The organism is Tateyamaria sp., from assembly GCF_059783535.1.
The window spans coordinates 20,050-36,650 of record NZ_JBYNDP010000004.1 but is presented as its reverse complement, the minus strand read 5'-3'; the positions used below and the strand labels follow the sequence as shown (position 1 = coordinate 36,650).

Below are 16,601 nucleotides of genomic sequence, written 5' to 3'. Positions count from 1 at the left end.
ACTCCTAAAATGGCAGGACTGCGTCGAGGATCTGCTGACCAATCCTGGGTTGTTGGACGTCGGTGATCTGACCGCGGCCACCATATGACACACGTGCCTGAGCGATCTTGTCATAGGTGATTTCATTTTTTCGCGAGATATCTTCCGGGCGGACATAACCGGATACAAGAAGTTCACGCATCTCGAAATTGACACGCAATTCCTGGGAACCCGAAATTGATAGAATTCCGTTCGGCAGGACGTCTACAACAGTCGCTGCGACGCGCAGCGTCAGCTTCTCCTTGCGCTTGACGGATCCATCACCACTCGATCCAGACTTGGAAGTGATCGAAACGATATCAGAAGACGACGCACCTTCCGGTAACTTTTCGTCAAGCCTTTGGGGCAGTCCGCCCAATTGCGGAACTTGCAGGCTTTCAGTCCCACTGCGAGACCGATCCGTTTCATTTGAAATCTCGGCTCGCTCGTCAATCTCGATCACAACGGTCAGGATGTCGCCCCGTTGTACAGCGCGGCGGTCACCCAATAACGACGATCGTTGTCCGCTCCAAAGTGAAGCGCGATCAGCGGGATCAACCTCATCTACAGTGAGGGGCAGGCTGGCTGATACCATTGCCGAGTGCTCGCGTGTTTCTAACGGATTCGAGAAACTTGGCGGCTTGCCAAGATGGTCACCGCGGCCGCAAGCAGACACTAGAGCACACAAAGCAACTATAGCGCATGTTTTCTGTGTATTTCTGATGGTTAAAAAGTTCATCGAGTTACTTTCACCGAGCCATCTTCTTGGACAAAACCGAACAACGTGGAGCGGGAGCTCAAGTTCATGACGCGCACGCGATCACCTACTCCGCCACGCTCCAAAGCACGTCCTTCGGTTGCAATCGACAGTCCGCCTGCATTGAAAAACAAGGGCACGATTTGATTTCGATTTACGACTGCCGGCGCACCAATTGCTTCGAACGGAATTGGTCGCCCGGCATAGAGTGCCGTTCTGGCCTCTTGCCCGACGACATCAGAAGCGTACTCGAACATCCCAGCCTGCACCTCGTCGCGAATTGTGAGATCCGCTGCGGTGATCACTGTTCCTGGACGCAAGGTTCTGGTCGGTACCACCGTGTCGGCTGCAGCCGAGGTAGCAACGAGGCAAGTTATGATCAGTGCCAGCTTCATCGGATTTGCGTCATTGCACCCATCATTTGATCGGCGGCAGAGATTACTTTTGAGTTCATCTCGTATCCGCGTTGTGCAGCGATCAAATCTGTGATCTCGCGAACCGCATCCACTGAGCTTTCTTCGAGGTAGCCCTGGCGCAATGTTCCAAGACCATCAAGGCCCGGCGTCGTGACGGCTGGCGGGCCAGATGCATCAGTTTCAGCAAAAAGATTGCTGCCAAGGGCTTCCAATCCCTTTGGATTGGAAAACCCGGTCAAATCAAATTGGCCGATCAATTGACCTGCCGCCGCATCCGCAAAGTACGCATAAACTTCACCGTCACCATTGATCGAAATACTGCGCGCATCCTCAGGAACCACAATCTCGGGCGCTACGGCATAGCCATCGGATGTCACGATGAGACCTTCGCCATTTCGCTTTAGTGCACCATCGCGCGTGTATGCTGTTTGTCCGGAAGGCAAGGTGACTTCGAAGTAACCATTACCATCAATGGCCAAATCAAGATCACCGCCGGTTGCAGCCAGTGAACCCTGCGCCAAATGCACAGACACTGCGGCGGGACGGACTCCTAACCCAAGCTGGACACCCGTTGGCAAGACCGTTCCATCTGAGGCGTTGATTGCACCCGGCCGCGTCATCTGTTGATAGTGCAAATCGGCAAATTCAGCGCGTCGCGCATTGTAGCCCGTCGTGCTCATGTTCGCGAGGTTGTTGGATATTGTCTCCACCCGCATTTGCTGGGCTAACATGCCCGTTGCAGCGATTTTGAGAGCGCGCATTGAAGTCTCCTCAGTTGGATTTCAACATGGCATCCATCGCACGACGGACCCGTTCATCTTCGGAATCGAGAAAGTTTTGACCCATTTCGTAGGCCCGCTGGATTTCAATCATCCTTGCAAGTTGACCTATCGGGTCGACGTTGGATTCCTCGACAAAGCCTTGCAAAATTCGCGCAGTATCTGATGGCTCGAACCCGGCGTCAGAGCTGAACATGATCCCGCCTTCCCGGATGAGCGTTGTCCGGTCGACGGGCTCAACAAGGCCGATTTGACCTACGAACGCGCCATCTGCGCTGATCGATCCATCGGGAGACACTGAAAGCGTCCTTACCCCCGGAGGAACAAAGACTGGGGCGCCACCAGCATCCAGAACCGCGTGACCATCGGGTGTAACCAGGTCGCCTTGCCCATTCGGGGAGAAGCTACCAGCCCGCGTAACGCGCTCGCCCTCGGGCGTCTGGATTAGGAAGAAACCATCGCCTTCAATCGCGAAGTCGTAAGTTCCGCCGGTTTGGGTCAATGTCCCCTGAACAAAAGATGTCTCTCGAACGTTGCCGTGGCCCATTGACAAGGATGGTCCGCCCCGCATGCCCTGAACATACTCGGAAAAGACCAAACCCTCTTGGCGGTATCCGGTGGTTGCGCTGTTTGCGATGTTATTTGCAACAATTTGCATCTCACGCATCAAACCGGACTGGCGCGTAAGCGTTATGTAACCGGTGTTGTCCATATCAACCTCCGATAATCAGCGGGATAATCCGGCTTTGAAAAAAGGAAACGAGGGTGTGTGTCATGAAACCCATCGACAACCAGAACACGACCACAATTGCCGCTAACTTGGGCACAAATGTGAGCGTCATTTCCTGAATGGATGTGAGTGCCTGCACCAAACCAATGGATACCCCGGCCACCAGGGCGACCGTTAGGATCGGCATGGAAACCACAACGGCAATCCACAGACCCTGACGCAATGTGTCGAAGAAGATGACTTCATTCAACATGTCAAACAGGCATCCTCAGGATTTCCTGATAAGCCTCGACAACCTTGTTCCGAACGGTGACAGCCGTTTCAACAGCGAGCTCGGTTTGGGCAAGGGCCTGTACCAGCGCATGTGGATCTGCCTGACCGATCATTGCGCTCTTCGCGATCTGCTCGCCTTCCGCAAGTGTCTGGGCAAAGTCCATGGCCACTTTGCCGAAAACGCTACCACCGGTCCCTTGACCGGGCTGTGTTGCCGGCCGAAGCGCCGTGTAGTTCTGAACTGCCGATAGTGCTGCGATTTCCATTCTGGAACTCCTTCAAGGTGCGCGCATTCAGCGGCGCAATAGTTGCATCAAGCTGGCCGACATTTGCCGCGTTTGCTCGAATATCTTTAGATTTGCCTCGTAGCTGCGCTGCGCTTCGCGCGCGTCTGCCAACTCGATCAACAGGTCGACATTTGACCCTTCATAGTGGCCCGTTTCATCTGACATCGGATGTCCTGGATCAAAAATACGATCCGGCGGACGATCATCGAGCGACATACGCCCGACTTCGACATTGGCAACGCCCTGGCCGGCATCGAATTCTGTCCGAAACGGTATGGTCTTGCGCCTATAGCCCGGTGTGTCCGCGTTCGAGATGTTCTCGGATAAATGGCGCAGACGAGATGCCTGTGCCTTTAGGCCGCTGGCGGATACCGAGAGAGATTTTGCAAATTCGCTCATTGGAAGTCCCCTATTGGCGTCCCAAGCTGGTGCGCAGAATGTTTAGGGCCGATTTGTAGATAGCCAGAGATCGATCATGTTGCCGCTTGGTTTCGGTCGCCCGCAGCATTTCAGTTTCCAACGAAACGGTGTTTCCATCTGGTGAGGCGAACGACTTATCTTGCTCCGTCATTGCTTCGACACTGTTTGATGGACTGCCGTTCATATGAGAATGCCGCGTGGCGCGTTGCGAAAAAGCAGAACCTTCGCCCGGCCCATAGACATCGGTGAAACTTGGAAGGTCACGTGCGACGTAGCCAGGCGTGTCGGCGTTTGCGACATTTTGTGCAATCACTGCCTGTCTTTGACCGGCATGCATTGCCATTGCTTGTGCCGACTCGAAAACGGCCAGATTCTGAAACATCGGGGCTTCTCCCTCGTGCAATTTCAATCAACGCTTAACTCTGATTCCCTAAGAAACTGTGTGCAAACATCAGGAGGATCCGATGCGCCAAGCCGTACGATTGCAAATGTTGAAAGCCCAGCTCGCCGACATTCAGATCACGTATCCCATCGGCCGGATTAGTGCGGCACATGGAAGTATCCTCACTGTTTCGGGTCTGAATGAACGTGCAAAAATTGGGGATCGCGTTTTGGTTTCGCGTCAGTCGGACGACCCCCTGTCAGCGGAGGTCGTGCAGCTCTCCCAGGCAGCTGTAACCGTCATGCCAGACGGTCCATTCGAAGGTATCGCACTTGGCGACCGCGTAACTATCGATACCCAATGCAAGATTGCACCAAATCACAGTTGGCTCGGCCGCATTGTTGACCCGGATGGTAACCCGCTTGATGGAAAGCCTCTTGGTCGAGGATTGGCGCCGCGTGCCCTGAAGAACGAGCCACCGGATGCAGCGTCTCGGCGGGCGCTTGGTCCCCGATTAGACACGGGGCATGTTGTATTTGACACAATGCTTCCGATTGTGCGGGGGCAGAGGATAGGTCTTTTTGCTGGTTCCGGCGTGGGAAAGTCGAGCCTGATGGGTCGATTGGCTCAGCGCATGTCGGCAGATGTTGTCGTCATCGCGATGATCGGTGAGCGGGGCCGCGAGGTACGCCAGTTTGTTGATGATGTCCTTGGGCCTGAAGGATTAGCGCGTTCAGTTGTTGTTGCGGCGACATCTGATCAATCCCCGTTGCTGAGGCGCCGATGCGCTTGGACCGCCATGGCTGTTGCAGAGCATTTCCGCGATGAGGGAAAATCTGTTCTGTTGTTGGCTGACTCTGTCACTCGTTTTGCTGAGGCACATCGCGAAGTTGCGGTTGCTGCGGGTGAAGCGCCAGTGTTGCGCGGTTTCCCTGCCTCCACTTCGCATTTGATCATGTCACTTTGCGAGCGTGCTGGCCCAGGCGGACCAGACCAGGGCGACATAACGGCGGTTTTCAGCGTACTTGTTGCTGGTTCTGATATGGATGAACCCATAGCTGACATACTGCGCGGTGTACTGGATGGGCATGTGGTGCTGGATCGAGGAATTGCAGAGCGAGGACGCTTTCCAGCTGTCGACGTTCTGCAATCCGTTTCGCGAAGCCTGCCAGCGGCGGCTTCAAGAGCGGAGAATGAGACAATCACACAGGTCCGAAAGCTCATGAGCGTCTACACGCAAAACCAAATGATGATAAGCGCAGGGCTCTACACACAGGGAACGGATGCCGAAGTAGATGCGGCACTTCAGGCGTGGCCGCATCTAGACAAGGCCATGACACTGGTTCACAGCGAAGGATGCGCGCATAGTTTTGACCAATTGAACTTGGCATTGCGCCGCGGCGGCAGCAACGCCAACAAAGGTATTTCGGCACGTTAATCGCAGCACTTGCCGTTGCGTGGCTGACGGCCTGCAAAAATTCTGGTGCCGCCTCGACTACTGCGAAAGCGCAGCCAGTCACCGAGTGATCGGACTAACTTATGGGCTTAGCAGTGTGAGAGCGATTGATGCGCCCGTCGCACCGCTTCCTATCTGTCCCAACTGCGAGCGCGCCAAATATGTTGTTACTAAACGATCCAGTGTTTCTGCGTCAGCAAAATCCGCGGGATCACTGACGCCCAACACGCGTTCAGACCTTTCCTGAAAAACGGACAGTTGCTGGTCAATGTCGATTTGCCCGAAAGCTTGGGGCAAGCCCAGCGCGGTCTCGAAAAGAGTTCTTAGCGGCGGTTGCCCCATGATGCTGAACCACTTCGCTGCGTCGGTTGCTGAGCCTTGAACTACGTCTGGCAGCGTCCGCTCGGCGTAAAGGGCGATCCGCATCGACTCATCCTGATTGCCGGTTTCGACTTCGAAACTGTTGGCTTGAAACTTCGCAATAATATCATCAACAAAGCCTGGTTTTAGTGCGCCCCTGATCTCCCCAGGGCCAAAGCCGAATGCCTCCGAAAAATCTCGGTAGCGGCTGTCTGAAAAGCGGTTTGCCAATGCGTCATCCGCAGTCGTTCCATCGCTCAACATTTTTTGAATAAAGAAAGTGTTGTTTATGTCGTCTGATAAGCCAAAGGCACCCATTGCCACGGTCAGCAATTGACGATCTGAAACCAATTCTTCAGCCGTGCTGACGGATGCGATTTTCTCCGCAAAATGATCGGTATCTCGCTTCAGTTCCGCGGATTGGCTGAATACCGAAAGTTGCTGGTCATACGTTCGCTTAAGAAACTGCCACCCGACCAAACCGGAAGAAATCAATACAGGTTGATACATGGTTAGTGGCTTGCCGCCAGCAAACGCTCTTCACGAGGTAGAAGGGCGCGCAGTGCTTTTAGGCATTTGTAGTGATCGTCGTGCACAAGGGCGTGCGACGCAACATCGAGATGTTTGCGGCTGTCAGTGTCAACAAATATCTGGCTCAACTCCTCGACACTACGTAACAACCATTGACGCACTTCGGATTTATCGCTGTCTCCGGACAAAACAAGCTGAACAGCATAGCATACCCGCCGAACCGGAGTTGTCGCGTCTTCCGGGTGGATCGCGTCACGCAAACGCAAGATGTTCGCATCGGAAGAAACAATTGCCAGTCGGCTTCTGCGATCGCCGTTTTCGATGACCGCTCCATTGATCAGTATGCGCTCTTTCGGACTAAGCTTTAGAATGAGACCGCTCATTTTGAAGGTCCTTCCGTTTTCAGACCACGCAAAACAGCCATGTTCACTTCGAGCAGAGGCAACACTGATGCCTTTTTTCGCAGTATTTTGCTGGTGTGATGGCGTGTAAACTCCGCCAGATAGATGATCCGGGCTTTGAGATCTTCTGGCAGTGGATTTTCTTTATCGGCAATATCGACAACCAGGGCTGTCCACAGCCTTTGATTGTCGTGCAATGCATGCGCGTAGCTTGGGAAGTCTGATTTGGCCTCGGTGGCCGCATCACGCAAACCTTGGGTTACACGGGCGATGATTTCATATTCCGCCCGTCGTCCGTTCTTGGTTGATACCGCATGTTCAGCATAGCCACGCATGGCTTGGGAGGTTGCATTCACACCATCGCCTTTCAGGAGTTCATGTCAGAGGAGTGCCGGGGCGTCGAACCTCAACGCCCCGGGCTGTCTGATTACCGGAACAACGACAGGATTGTTTGCGGTGCCTGGTTGGCGATCGAAAGCGCCTGAACACCCAGCTGCTGCTGAGTTTGCAAGGCTTGCAAACGTGCAGATGCTTCTTCCATGTCGGCATCGACAAGCGCACCGATACCAGATTTCATCGCATCAGTCAGCTTGCCAACAAAGGTGTTCTGATCGTCGATCCGCTTTGCAGAGGCACCCAATTGAGCAGCTCCGTTAATCGCGGTTTGAAGGAATGCTTCCATTTCACCCAGTGCTGTCGCGGCTGATGCCTGGTCTGTTATTGCGGTCCGACCGGCGATGTCCAGATTGGTCTCGAAATCAACGCTTGCGACGTCGATTGTCGACGCTGCCGGCGCAGTAGATCCAACACGATCCAACGACGACAGAACAGTGAGCTGAGTTGCGCTACCACTACCATCCGTGTCGGCTGAAAGCAGGTTCACACCGTTGAACTGTGACGCGCCGATGATGGAGACAATTTGTGCTGTTTTTTCAGCCATGTCTGCTTCGATTTTCTCGAAGTCAGCTGTTTCGCTGTTACCTGAAACGGCCAGTTCTTTCATCTCTTCAAGAACATTTACAATTTGCTCAGCCCCAGCGGACGCAACGGCAACCGTTGCCTCGCCAACACTCAGAGAGTCCGAAATCGCGTTGAAACCAGCAACGTCCGACTCCATCACTTTGGAAATCGCCCAAATGGACGAGTTGTCTTTGGCAGACGCGACAGTCTTACCTGTCGAAATCTCGTTCTGCGTCATCGCCAAGTTTTTGTTGATACCCTTGAGGGTCTGCAGCGCAACCATTGCACTGTTGTTCGTAAGAATGCTCGACATGTGCATTTCCTTTTGTCACGGCGCTTTGCGCCCTGGTTTACGTCCCGCCCCCCGATGGGACGGCCAAACTGCCGTTCTGACAAATGCAGACCCCTTCCCGGGGCAATGCGCCACTTGCTGCCAAGTGCGCGATCACCATGACCGCGATTTGCCTAACACATTCCTAAAGTCGAAAATCCGAAAATGGCGGATTTGAACTAATCTTGCTCAAGCCCGTTTTTCCAATGCGCCGCAGGACTTTAGATCGACGGTCGTGCGCTGACCTCGTGCGTCATATGTGTCAAGAGACTCACGGACACGTCTGACCGCGGACAATCGTAGGGCCACAGATCGCACGCCATCTGCAGCCGATTCCAAAAGGTTCTGATTCCGCTCGAGCTTGATCCGCAATTCAGCCGCTACCTCGGCATTGGCCGCATCCCAACCGCCAAGCTGTTCAAGCAAACGCGATTTTTGATCAAATAGTCGGCCAACTTCATCAATGTTCCCATTCAGAACAGCGGTTCTTTCCGCATCAAGCAGGTCTTCTAGTTCGTCCAGTGTGATTTGAAACTCATCCTTTCTCATTGCTGCGTTCCTTTAGTGATTCAAACAGTGCCTCGGCCAGACCTATGCCACCTGCTTCGACCATTTTTTCAGCCTGGGCTTGCACCAGGAAAGATGAGAACTGATCTTCGCCCGCGCCGCCTCCGAATGCGTCACGGCTTTCTCCAAGCCCGGCCGATTTCAGCATTTCTGCAAGGAATGCTGCCTCAACTTTCGCGGCAGCCGCGCGCAAGGACGTGTCGCGGTGATCAGCCGATGGCGGCAAACCAGTAGATATAGAAGTTGTTAGCATTGGCGTTCCTTAGAATTGGATGAATTTTTCGGAGCCTTGCAGATCAGCGGTAAAGAACCAGTAACTATGGCTGGTCCAATGTGCGCGAAACGTGGAAGAACCCCGGAGAATTGCGTGCAACCCATCCAAATCATCAGTACGGGCGCCAAGACTGATCCAACGACGCCGACTCAATCAAAGCCAGACCATATGGAAGACACGCCTTTCGCGCTGGAGATGGGAGAAGACGCAAGTAAGACAACCGAGCCAACGCATTCCGGCCCAATCGCTCAGGTCGAAGATGAAGCCGCGTTACAGGCTGAGAAAACTGCTTCGGATGCGCCGCGTGCCTCTGATCTTCCAAGCGAGGGCGAAGCGCCACCTGTCAACCGGGTCACGGAGGCAAAAGACACGCATAAGACATCGACGGCGTCTGATGGTGAGACCGGGCAAATAATGGATGCCGGAACGGCATCCGGCAATTCTACAGAACACGCTCGGAATACTTCTCGCGAAGAGCCCTATGCGCATTCTACTCAGTCCAAAAAGGCTTCACCTATATCGGCAATGATCCAAGGTTTATCACAAACCAACCTGGCGTCTGACGCGGTGGCCGTGGGCAATCCCAATGAAGCTGAAAGCAAGGCGCACATCAAACCGGTGGCCTTAGCTGGGATGATCGGAACAGAACAACAAACGACGCAAGGCGGTGAACCCAAGGAATCGACGCCCACAGACTCCAGCAACAGGATTCATCAGCGTGAGCTTCTCATGTCGCCCAATTACACAGTCGAGCGGCTCAATCGGGAAGCTGGTGTTGCATCGCTGACGCCCGAAGCGCAAACACGACACCCCTCTAACCGTGTCGATCCAGCCCAAGTGAACCTCGCTGCACAGGCTGTCGCAAGCAGTCAAACGGGCGCTTCGTCACTTGTAGCGACAACGCCACCGGCACAAATGCAAACGCTCCAAGGGCTTCCAGAAAGATCCAATGAACCGATCACCGCGACCGTAAGACTGTTAGACCAGCAGGCCGCGACTTCAAATACATCTGGAATCGGCGCATATGGTAGCCCCTTGGTTCCTCAAAGCGTCGCAACGCAAACGCAACCTACACAAACTGCAGACACAATCGTTCAAACCTTGTCAGAGCAGTCTATGGTCGGAACCGAACCGACGAACCAAGCTGATGAGCTGCCTTGGGAAACGCGCCTAACCAACGCGCCGAACACCGCCAAGACAGTATTTCAGGCCCCGCGCGCGGAATTGCCTCAGTATCTTTCTCACAGCATTGCGGAAGCACTTAAAAAGGCGCCTGACAGACCTATTGAAATTGCGCTCAACCCGGCGGAACTTGGTCGTGTTCGCATGATCATGTCGACAAGCGAAACGGGTATCATCGTGAGCGTTGCAGCTGATCGTGGCGAAACGCTGGATCTGATGCGGCGCAACATCGACGATCTAGCCAAGTCTCTGAACGATTTGGGTTTCGAGGATGTGTCCTTTGCCTTTGATCAAGGGCAACAGCGTGCCGCACAGCAAGAAGAGACCAGCAGCGGTGACGTAGCTACGGCTGACGAAACTCGTGCTGAACATCAAACGACAATTCCACTCGCACGTGTTTCGCACGTTGTGACAACTGGCATCGATATGAGGCTTTGAACATGGATATCACACAAACATCGTCTGCAGCACAGACGACCAATAGTGCAATCGGCAACGCTGCAACCTCCAGTGTTCTAAGCTCGGATTTCGAAGTGTTTCTCAAAATGCTTACTGCGCAAGCCGAGTATCAGGATCCGCTTGAACCAATCGATTCGTCCGAATACGCGGCACAGCTGGCGCAATTCTCAATGGTGGAACAGCAGGTCATGACGAATGATCTGATGCAAGAAATGCTTTCCGCACTGGGTGCCAATGACATGTCAGGCGCTGCCAACTGGATCGGAATGGAGGCGTTGGTGCAAGGGCCGGTCAAATTTGAAGGATCGTCGATAACCATCGCTCCCAACCCGCCCGTCGCTGCAGATGCTGTGACCCTCGTGGTAACAAACGAACAGGGCACTGAAGTCGCCCGCCGCAGCCTGCCGGTCAGCGCCGAACCATATATCTGGGATGGCTTGGACGCGGACGGAACGGCCCTTCCATATGGCGAGTACTCTTTCCAGGTTGAAAGCGCAGCGAATGGAGAGGTTCTGTTGACGGAGCCCGCACTGGCCTACAACCGTGTAAACGAGGCGCGCATCGACAATGGATCAACCCTGTTGGTGCTTGAAAGTGGATACATGGTGCATGCCAACAATGTGACAGGGCTGCGTGAAGCGTCCTAAGGCAACGCGTCGCTTATTCTAAACCCGGTGTAGATACTTGGCATGATGAGGCGGCGAAAGCGTCCAAAGGGGAAACGCCTTGGGGCAGTCGACATGACATCCGGGTAATGATCTGGACGATCCCCACTCGCGAGATCTGCCAGAACATGCCCAGCATACGTGCCCATTGCTACACCGTTGCCGTGGTATGCAAATCCAGCCAGCGCGCCCGACATTTCAGGTATTGCCCCGACAAAGGGCACGCGATCTCGCGTCAAGCAGACCAGCCCCGACCACCCATGCGTGATGTCAACATCGGACCACGCCGGGAACATGGAGTGAAAGTGGCGCATCACTGAAGAACGCGCCTTTGCTTCTGCATTGGCGCCCGAGAGCAACCCACCGCGCATTCCGAACAGAAACCGCCGATCCGGCATCAAACGGAAGTAGTGCAGCAGGTGCCGCGTGTCATGCGCCATCTGATCGCTTGTCCATCCCTGTCGTTGCAGTTCCTCATCGGTCAACGGGCGCGTTACGACAACAGTGGATTGAGCGGGCATGTAACGTGCGGCCATCCAGGCCGGGATGTCTTCGCTCGAATAGCCGTTGGTCGCGACGATTATCTGTTCCGCACGAACAGCACCTTTCGGTGTTTTTACTGCTCCGGAGGTGATGTTCAGAGCCGGGCTGTTGTCGTGGATCGCCACACCGAGCTCGAAACAAGCTTTGACCAGCCCATCAAGAAACTTCCGCGGATTCAAGCCAAAGCCAATCGGGATTGTAAACGCACCCTGAAAGGGGCCAGACAAACCAGCTGACGCTAAACCCGAGGCGGGCAGCATGTCAGCTTCGACGCCATAGTTTTCATAGGCAGCGCGGGCTTCCCCTTCAAAATATTCAAAGGCGCGCGCCCTGTGCGCAAGACAGGTTTCGCCGTGCGAATGCCGATCCACATCTATCGACAGATCGTCAATCAACTGCGTAACCAACTCGACAGCAACCCGCTCCGTTGTCCGCCACGCCCGTCTCGCTGAATAGCCATATCGTTGATCCAATGCCGCATCGGAACGCATGCTGCCCCCCAGGCAGCAAAATCCTCCGTTGCGCCCTGATGCGCCCCAGCCGGACGTATTGGCATCCAGAACAACAACCCGCGCACCACGCCGGGCAAGATGCAACGCCGCAGAAAGACCAGTGAAACCCGCCCCGACAATGGCGACGTCATACTTGACATCACCCACCAACGCGGGGCGCGCCGTTGCTTCGGCCGTTTCATCCCACCAGCATCCATCTCTTGGTCCGGATGCATAGGCGTATTGTGAAAAAATGCGCTTCATGTGGCGCGAGCAGCCGCCTGTTCGTCCCGTTTTGCCCGAACTGCCGCTTGTTTTGACGCCAGCGATGCTGCGATGACACCGACCGTGACCATCCCAATAAGAATGGTGCTGAGGGCGTTGATCTCAGGGCTGACACCAAGCCGTACGGACGACCATATCTTCATCGGCAGGGTTGTGGCCGAAGGCCCTGATGTGAACGAAGCGATGACCAGATCGTCAAGGCTGAGCGTGAAGGCCAGAAGCCAGCCAGAAATGACGGCAGGCGCAATGATTGGCAATGTCACCAGGCGAAAGGCATCCCAAGGCGACGCACCAAGATCGAGCGCCGCTTCCTCAAGCGACCTGTCGAAACTGACCAAGCGCGAAGAGACCACGACTGATACAAAGCACATCGAAAACGTCGTATGCGCCAAAACAATGGTCAAAACGCCGCGATCCAATCCAATCCCGATAAACAGCAGAAGCAGCGACAGCCCGGTGATCACCTCGGGCATCACAAGCGGCGCATAGATCATACCGGAAAAAAGGGTGCGGCCCAGAAAGCGCCCGCCGCGCACAAGCACATAGGCCGCCATCGTGCCCAAAATGGTGGCAATGGTTGATGATATGACCGCGACGCGAAGCGTCACCCACGCCGCATCCAAAAAGGCCTCGTTGGACAGCAGTTCACCATACCACTTGGTGGAAAACCCGGCCCAGACTGTGACCAGCTTCGATGCGTTGAAGCTGTAGATCACGAGGATCAGCATTGGCACATAAAGGAAAACAAACCCAAGCGTCAGCGACACGACATTGAACGAAGACAGGCGGTTCATCCTTCGGTCTCCACCTGTTTCTGTTCGTTCCGCTGGAACAGAACGATGGGCACAATCAGGATCAGCAGCAGTATAACGGCGACAGCCGACGCGACCGGCCAGTCCCGGTTCGAGAAGAACTCCTCAAACAGCACCTTGCCAATCATCAATGTCCCTGACCCACCCAGCAGTGACGGGATGACGAACTCGCCCAGCGCTGGGATGAAGACCAGGAAGCATCCAGCAATAATGCCGTTGCGCGATAGCGGGATCGTCACCAACCAGAATGCCTTGATCCGCGAACACCCCAAGTCCTCGGCTGCCTCAATCAGCGAGCCGTCAAGCCGATCAAGTGCGGAATAGATCGGCAGGATCATGAAGGGCAGGTAGGTGTAAACGATGCCGATGTAGACCGCGGTGTTGGTGTTCAGGATGGTCAGCGGTGCATCAATAATGCCGATCCACAACAGGAATTGATTCAGAAAACCCTCGCCTGACAAAATACCGACCCATGCATAGACGCGGATCAGGAACGATGTCCAAAACGGCAGGATCACGAGCATCAGTAGGGTGGGGCGCCACTGCTCTGGTGCGCGGGCCATCGCGTAGGCCATTGGATAGCCAACCAATAAGGTTAGAACGGTCGAAATCAGCGCAATCTGAAGCGAGCTGACATAAGCTTTCCAATACAGATCATCTTCGGTCAGAAAGATGAAATTCTCGAAATCCAGTTGTGACAGCATATTCCAGATGCCGTCTTTTGCGGTGGGCGTGTACGGTGGAATGGCCAGCGCAATATCCGACAGTGATATTTTGAAGACCACCGCAAACGGGATCAGGAACAGCGCCAGAAGCCACGCGTAGGGGATGGCTATGAGGACCGTGCGCCTCATTCGGCCAAAAGAACCCCGGCTGTCGTGGTCCAGCTGACCCAGACCGGATCCTCCCACGTGAAATCCCGACGCGAGATGCGGCGCGTGTTGGCGACCTGTGCCTTGATGATGTCGCCGGTAGGCAATTCTACATGGTAGGTAGAAAGGTTCCCAAGATACGCGATATCTAGAACCTTGCCATGCACAGCATTGTCGGCTTCAGGCTTGTCTTTGTGGATCGATACCTTCTCGGGCCGGATCGCGAGGTGACATGTCTGGCCATCCGAAAACGGGCGCGTGCTTGCGGCGACCACCGGTGTCTGTTGCGCGGCCCAGTTGATCTCGTAGGTCTCGTCATCCGTCGGTTTTGCCTGGCCGTGGAGAATATTTACGTCCCCAATGAAGTCCGCAACATAGACACTGTTTGGCGCCTCGTAGATACGCTCGGGCGTGGCAACCTGCATCACGCGCCCTTCGTCCATAACAGCTACGCGGCTGGCGACGGTCATCGCCTCTTCCTGGTCGTGGGTGACAATCACAAAGGTTGTGCCGGTCTTTTCTTGAATGTCCATTAACTCGAACTGCGTCGCTTCGCGCAGTTTGGCATCAAGCGCTCCAAGCGGCTCGTCCAGCAAAAGTAGTTTTGGTGCCTTCGCCAGTGATCGGGCGAGCGCCACGCGCTGGCGTTGTCCACCCGAAATCTGATGCGGTTTCCGGCGCGCGAATTTTTCAAGCCGGGTCAGCTTGAGCATCTCTTCGACCCGCGTGGCAATGGCTTCCTTGTCCTTACTTTCACGCCGCAGGCCGAAGGCGATATTGTCCCACACCGAAAGATGCGGAAACAAGGCGTAGGACTGGAACATCATATTCACCGCCCGCTTGTTCGCAGGTACGCCAGCAATGTCCTGACCCGCTAGTTCAATGGAGCCATCCGTGGGGTTCTCGAACCCGGCCAGCATCCGCATCATTGTTGTCTTGCCACAGCCGGACGGACCCAGCAGGGCAAAGAACTCGCGTTCAAAGATGTCGAGGGTCAGATCGTCGATGGCTGTAAAGTCACCAAAACGTTTTGTGACATTGCGAAACCGGATCAGCGGTTTCCCGTTCGGGTCGTCCCAGGGGGCGAAAACAGTCTCTGCCAAGGGGAATTCCGTTCAAAAAGAATGGGCGCGAGGGGATGCCTCGCGCCCGAAAGTCGGCTTCATGTGCCGGACTTGATCTTGGTCCACATGCGCGTCACCGTCCGCTGCACGCGGGCCGGATACGGTGTTGTGGTATAGAGGTTCTCGAGCGTCGCTTCGTCCGGGTAGATGGCCGGATCACCGATCACATCCTCAACCAGAAACTCCTGCGAGGCTGCGTTTCCGTTGGCGTAGTAAACGTAGTTGGACGCCTGCGCCATGTTCTGTGCATCCAGAATGAAGTTCAGGAACACATGCGCACCCTCGGGGTTCGGGGCGTCTGCGGGAATCGCCATCTGATCGAACCACATCAGGGCACCCTCGTTGGGCGCGTTGTAAGCAACATCAACGCCGTTCTCGGCCTCGGCCGCGCGGTCACGTGCTTGCAGGATGTCACCGGACCAACCGAAGGCGACACAGATATCACCATTCGCCAGTGCGTTGATGTATTCCGAGTTGTGGAATTTCTGCACATAGGGGCGAACACCCATAAGGATAGGCTCAGCCTTGGCCAGAACGTCGGGATCGTGGCTGTCAGGATCTTCACCGATGTACTGAAGAGCTGCCGGGATCATCTCTGTCGGTGCGTCCAGAAAATGCACACCGCAGGCTTGCAGTTTTTCCATGTTTTCGGGTTTGAAAACCAGATCAAGCGATCCCAGCGGTGCATCTTCGCCGAGGATTTCCTGAACCTTGCCAACGTTCACACCAATACCGGTTGTGCCCCACATGTAGTTGATGGAATAGGCATTGTCCGGGTCGTACTGCGCCGTACGTGCCTCAACCACATCCCACAGGTTTTCCGCGTTGGGCAGTTTGGATGCATCCAGTTTCTGGAAGGCGCCCGCGCTGATTTGGCGCTGCAAGAATGTGCCCGATGGAACCACAATGTCATAGCCAGACGAGCCAGCAAGCATCTTGGTTTCCAGCACTTCATTGCTGTCAAACACGTCATAGACCAGATCAAGCCCGGTCTCTTCCTCGAACTTCGTCAGCAGGTCTTCGTCAATGTAGTCAGACCAGTTGTATACGCGCACTTCGTCGGCCAAGGCAGCGCCCGACAGGGCAAACGCTGCGACTGTAGTCAGCAGTGTAGTCTTCATTGTGTACTCCCCGTATCACGCCCGGTAAGCCCGGGTCAGCGCACATGAAACCAACTTTTGTCCCATGCGTCCAGCAGGATTGCAGATGCTGGATTGACGACTGCG

Annotated in this window: 22 protein-coding genes; 3 read left to right on the top strand and 19 right to left on the bottom strand. The window is 54.9% G+C overall.

The window, feature by feature from the left end; translation table 11 throughout:
- Positions 1-4 precede the first annotated feature (4 nt).
- From flgH to AC6RA8_RS01650, 8 genes are read right to left on the bottom strand one after another with little or no spacing between them, the layout of a single operon-like run.
- A complete protein-coding gene (flgH, locus tag AC6RA8_RS01685; protein WP_500350395.1) occupies positions 5-757 on the bottom strand; it encodes a flagellar basal body L-ring protein FlgH in 753 nt (250 codons plus the stop codon).
- The gene (gene flgA / locus AC6RA8_RS01680; RefSeq protein WP_500350394.1) at positions 754-1,170 is read right to left on the bottom strand and encodes a flagellar basal body P-ring formation chaperone FlgA; all 417 of its coding nucleotides are present in this window, start codon (positions 1,168-1,170) and stop codon (positions 754-756) included. The genes flgH and flgA overlap by 4 nt, the downstream gene beginning before the upstream one ends.
- The gene (flgG, locus tag AC6RA8_RS01675) at positions 1,167-1,952 is read right to left on the bottom strand and encodes a flagellar basal-body rod protein FlgG (protein WP_500350393.1); all 786 of its coding nucleotides are present in this window, start codon (positions 1,950-1,952) and stop codon (positions 1,167-1,169) included. The genes flgA and flgG overlap by 4 nt, the downstream gene beginning before the upstream one ends.
- A gap of 10 nt (positions 1,953-1,962) precedes the next feature.
- Entirely contained in the window at positions 1,963-2,682 is a 720-nt protein-coding gene (locus tag AC6RA8_RS01670; RefSeq protein WP_500350392.1) for a flagellar hook-basal body complex protein, read from the bottom strand.
- A gap of 1 nt (position 2,683) precedes the next feature.
- On the bottom strand, positions 2,684-2,953 hold the full coding sequence (locus AC6RA8_RS01665) for a flagellar biosynthetic protein FliQ (RefSeq protein ID WP_472726668.1): 270 nt from the start codon (positions 2,951-2,953) through the stop codon (positions 2,684-2,686).
- Between the two features lies 1 nt (position 2,954).
- A complete protein-coding gene (gene fliE / locus AC6RA8_RS01660) occupies positions 2,955-3,239 on the bottom strand; it encodes a flagellar hook-basal body complex protein FliE (RefSeq protein ID WP_500350391.1) in 285 nt (94 codons plus the stop codon).
- 27 nt (positions 3,240-3,266) lie between these two features.
- Complete coding sequence (gene flgC / locus AC6RA8_RS01655) at positions 3,267-3,659, bottom strand: flagellar basal body rod protein FlgC (RefSeq protein WP_500350390.1); 393 nt, start codon at positions 3,657-3,659, stop codon at positions 3,267-3,269.
- A gap of 10 nt (positions 3,660-3,669) precedes the next feature.
- Positions 3,670-4,062: a FlgB family protein gene (locus AC6RA8_RS01650; RefSeq protein ID WP_500350389.1), complete on the bottom strand. Its 393-nt coding sequence runs from the start codon at positions 4,060-4,062 to the stop codon at positions 3,670-3,672.
- A gap of 82 nt (positions 4,063-4,144) precedes the next feature.
- Here AC6RA8_RS01650 and AC6RA8_RS01645 point away from each other — a divergent pair, with 82 nt between their 5' ends.
- On the top strand, positions 4,145-5,500 hold the full coding sequence (locus tag AC6RA8_RS01645) for a FliI/YscN family ATPase (protein ID WP_500350388.1): 1,356 nt from the start codon (positions 4,145-4,147) through the stop codon (positions 5,498-5,500).
- A 99-nt stretch (positions 5,501-5,599) separates the two neighbouring features.
- On the opposite strand, the gene AC6RA8_RS01640 is transcribed toward AC6RA8_RS01645, so the two are convergent.
- The 6 genes from AC6RA8_RS01640 to AC6RA8_RS01615 all read right to left on the bottom strand — a co-directional run bounded on the left by AC6RA8_RS01640 (position 5,600) and on the right by AC6RA8_RS01615 (position 8,921).
- Positions 5,600-6,388, bottom strand: coding sequence for a DUF1217 domain-containing protein (locus AC6RA8_RS01640; protein WP_500350387.1), 789 nt, complete (start codon positions 6,386-6,388; stop codon positions 5,600-5,602).
- 2 nt (positions 6,389-6,390) lie between these two features.
- The gene (gene flbT / locus AC6RA8_RS01635) at positions 6,391-6,792 is read right to left on the bottom strand and encodes a flagellar biosynthesis repressor FlbT (RefSeq protein WP_500350386.1); all 402 of its coding nucleotides are present in this window, start codon (positions 6,790-6,792) and stop codon (positions 6,391-6,393) included.
- Complete coding sequence (gene flaF / locus AC6RA8_RS01630; protein WP_500350385.1) at positions 6,789-7,145, bottom strand: flagellar biosynthesis regulator FlaF; 357 nt, start codon at positions 7,143-7,145, stop codon at positions 6,789-6,791. The genes flbT and flaF overlap by 4 nt, the downstream gene beginning before the upstream one ends.
- A 92-nt stretch (positions 7,146-7,237) precedes the next feature.
- Entirely contained in the window at positions 7,238-8,083 is an 846-nt protein-coding gene (locus tag AC6RA8_RS01625) for a flagellin N-terminal helical domain-containing protein (RefSeq protein ID WP_500350384.1), read from the bottom strand.
- A gap of 207 nt (positions 8,084-8,290) precedes the next feature.
- The gene (locus AC6RA8_RS01620) at positions 8,291-8,650 is read right to left on the bottom strand and encodes a flagellar biosynthesis protein FlgN (protein WP_500350383.1); all 360 of its coding nucleotides are present in this window, start codon (positions 8,648-8,650) and stop codon (positions 8,291-8,293) included.
- A complete protein-coding gene (locus AC6RA8_RS01615) occupies positions 8,637-8,921 on the bottom strand; it encodes a rod-binding protein (protein ID WP_500350382.1) in 285 nt (94 codons plus the stop codon). The genes AC6RA8_RS01620 and AC6RA8_RS01615 overlap by 14 nt, the downstream gene beginning before the upstream one ends.
- 15 nt (positions 8,922-8,936) lie before the next feature.
- On the opposite strand from AC6RA8_RS01615, the gene AC6RA8_RS01610 reads away from it, so the two are divergent.
- Complete coding sequence (locus AC6RA8_RS01610; RefSeq protein WP_500350381.1) at positions 8,937-10,562, top strand: flagellar hook-length control protein FliK; 1,626 nt, start codon at positions 8,937-8,939, stop codon at positions 10,560-10,562.
- A gap of 2 nt (positions 10,563-10,564) precedes the next feature.
- Positions 10,565-11,230, top strand: coding sequence for a flagellar hook capping FlgD N-terminal domain-containing protein (locus tag AC6RA8_RS01605; RefSeq protein ID WP_500350380.1), 666 nt, complete (start codon positions 10,565-10,567; stop codon positions 11,228-11,230).
- Here the strand turns inward: AC6RA8_RS01605 and AC6RA8_RS01600 are convergent.
- From AC6RA8_RS01600 to AC6RA8_RS01580, 5 genes are read right to left on the bottom strand one after another with little or no spacing between them, the layout of a single operon-like run.
- Positions 11,227-12,546 carry an NAD(P)/FAD-dependent oxidoreductase gene (locus tag AC6RA8_RS01600; protein ID WP_500350379.1) on the bottom strand — a complete coding sequence of 440 codons (1,320 nt, stop codon included), beginning with the start codon at positions 12,544-12,546 and terminating at the stop codon, positions 11,227-11,229. The two genes, AC6RA8_RS01605 and AC6RA8_RS01600, sit on opposite strands and share 4 nt — an antisense overlap.
- Entirely contained in the window at positions 12,543-13,361 is an 819-nt protein-coding gene (locus AC6RA8_RS01595) for an ABC transporter permease (protein ID WP_500350378.1), read from the bottom strand. The genes AC6RA8_RS01600 and AC6RA8_RS01595 overlap by 4 nt, the downstream gene beginning before the upstream one ends.
- Positions 13,358-14,233, bottom strand: a complete 876-nt coding sequence (locus tag AC6RA8_RS01590) for an ABC transporter permease subunit (RefSeq protein ID WP_500350377.1) — start codon at positions 14,231-14,233, stop codon at positions 13,358-13,360. Before AC6RA8_RS01590 ends, AC6RA8_RS01595 begins: the two co-directional genes overlap by 4 nt.
- Positions 14,230-15,354 carry an ABC transporter ATP-binding protein gene (locus AC6RA8_RS01585; RefSeq protein WP_500350376.1) on the bottom strand — a complete coding sequence of 375 codons (1,125 nt, stop codon included), beginning with the start codon at positions 15,352-15,354 and terminating at the stop codon, positions 14,230-14,232. Before AC6RA8_RS01585 ends, AC6RA8_RS01590 begins: the two co-directional genes overlap by 4 nt.
- Positions 15,355-15,413: 59 nt before the next feature.
- Complete coding sequence (locus tag AC6RA8_RS01580; protein WP_500350375.1) at positions 15,414-16,496, bottom strand: polyamine ABC transporter substrate-binding protein; 1,083 nt, start codon at positions 16,494-16,496, stop codon at positions 15,414-15,416.
- Positions 16,497-16,601: the final 105 nt, after the last annotated feature.

Bases quoted from the DNA above. Each gene is read 5' to 3' on its own strand.
- AC6RA8_RS01620 (WP_500350383.1), bottom strand. From the start codon at position 8,650: ATGAGAAAGGATGAGTTTCAAATCACACTGGACGAACTAGAAGACCTG.
- AC6RA8_RS01595 (WP_500350378.1), bottom strand. From the start codon at position 13,361: ATGAACCGCCTGTCTTCGTTCAATGTCGTGTCGCTGACGCTTGGGTTT.
- AC6RA8_RS01600 (WP_500350379.1), bottom strand. From the start codon at position 12,546: ATGAAGCGCATTTTTTCACAATACGCCTATGCATCCGGACCAAGAGAT.
- flbT (WP_500350386.1), bottom strand. From the start codon at position 6,792: ATGAGCGGTCTCATTCTAAAGCTTAGTCCGAAAGAGCGCATACTGATC.
- AC6RA8_RS01640 (WP_500350387.1), bottom strand. From the start codon at position 6,388: ATGTATCAACCTGTATTGATTTCTTCCGGTTTGGTCGGGTGGCAGTTT.
- fliE (WP_500350391.1), bottom strand. From the start codon at position 3,239: ATGGAAATCGCAGCACTATCGGCAGTTCAGAACTACACGGCGCTTCGG.
- AC6RA8_RS01605 (WP_500350380.1), top strand. From the start codon at position 10,565: ATGGATATCACACAAACATCGTCTGCAGCACAGACGACCAATAGTGCA.
- flgC (WP_500350390.1), bottom strand. From the start codon at position 3,659: ATGAGCGAATTTGCAAAATCTCTCTCGGTATCCGCCAGCGGCCTAAAG.
- AC6RA8_RS01590 (WP_500350377.1), bottom strand. From the start codon at position 14,233: ATGAGGCGCACGGTCCTCATAGCCATCCCCTACGCGTGGCTTCTGGCG.
- AC6RA8_RS01650 (WP_500350389.1), bottom strand. From the start codon at position 4,062: ATGTTTCAGAATCTGGCCGTTTTCGAGTCGGCACAAGCAATGGCAATG.
- AC6RA8_RS01670 (WP_500350392.1), bottom strand. From the start codon at position 2,682: ATGGACAACACCGGTTACATAACGCTTACGCGCCAGTCCGGTTTGATG.
- AC6RA8_RS01615 (WP_500350382.1), bottom strand. From the start codon at position 8,921: ATGCTAACAACTTCTATATCTACTGGTTTGCCGCCATCGGCTGATCAC.
- flgA (WP_500350394.1), bottom strand. From the start codon at position 1,170: ATGAAGCTGGCACTGATCATAACTTGCCTCGTTGCTACCTCGGCTGCA.
- flgH (WP_500350395.1), bottom strand. From the start codon at position 757: ATGAACTTTTTAACCATCAGAAATACACAGAAAACATGCGCTATAGTT.
- AC6RA8_RS01645 (WP_500350388.1), top strand. From the start codon at position 4,145: ATGCGCCAAGCCGTACGATTGCAAATGTTGAAAGCCCAGCTCGCCGAC.
- flaF (WP_500350385.1), bottom strand. From the start codon at position 7,145: ATGCGTGGCTATGCTGAACATGCGGTATCAACCAAGAACGGACGACGG.
- AC6RA8_RS01665 (WP_472726668.1), bottom strand. From the start codon at position 2,953: ATGTTGAATGAAGTCATCTTCTTCGACACATTGCGTCAGGGTCTGTGG.
- flgG (WP_500350393.1), bottom strand. From the start codon at position 1,952: ATGCGCGCTCTCAAAATCGCTGCAACGGGCATGTTAGCCCAGCAAATG.
- AC6RA8_RS01580 (WP_500350375.1), bottom strand. From the start codon at position 16,496: ATGAAGACTACACTGCTGACTACAGTCGCAGCGTTTGCCCTGTCGGGC.
- AC6RA8_RS01625 (WP_500350384.1), bottom strand. From the start codon at position 8,083: ATGTCGAGCATTCTTACGAACAACAGTGCAATGGTTGCGCTGCAGACC.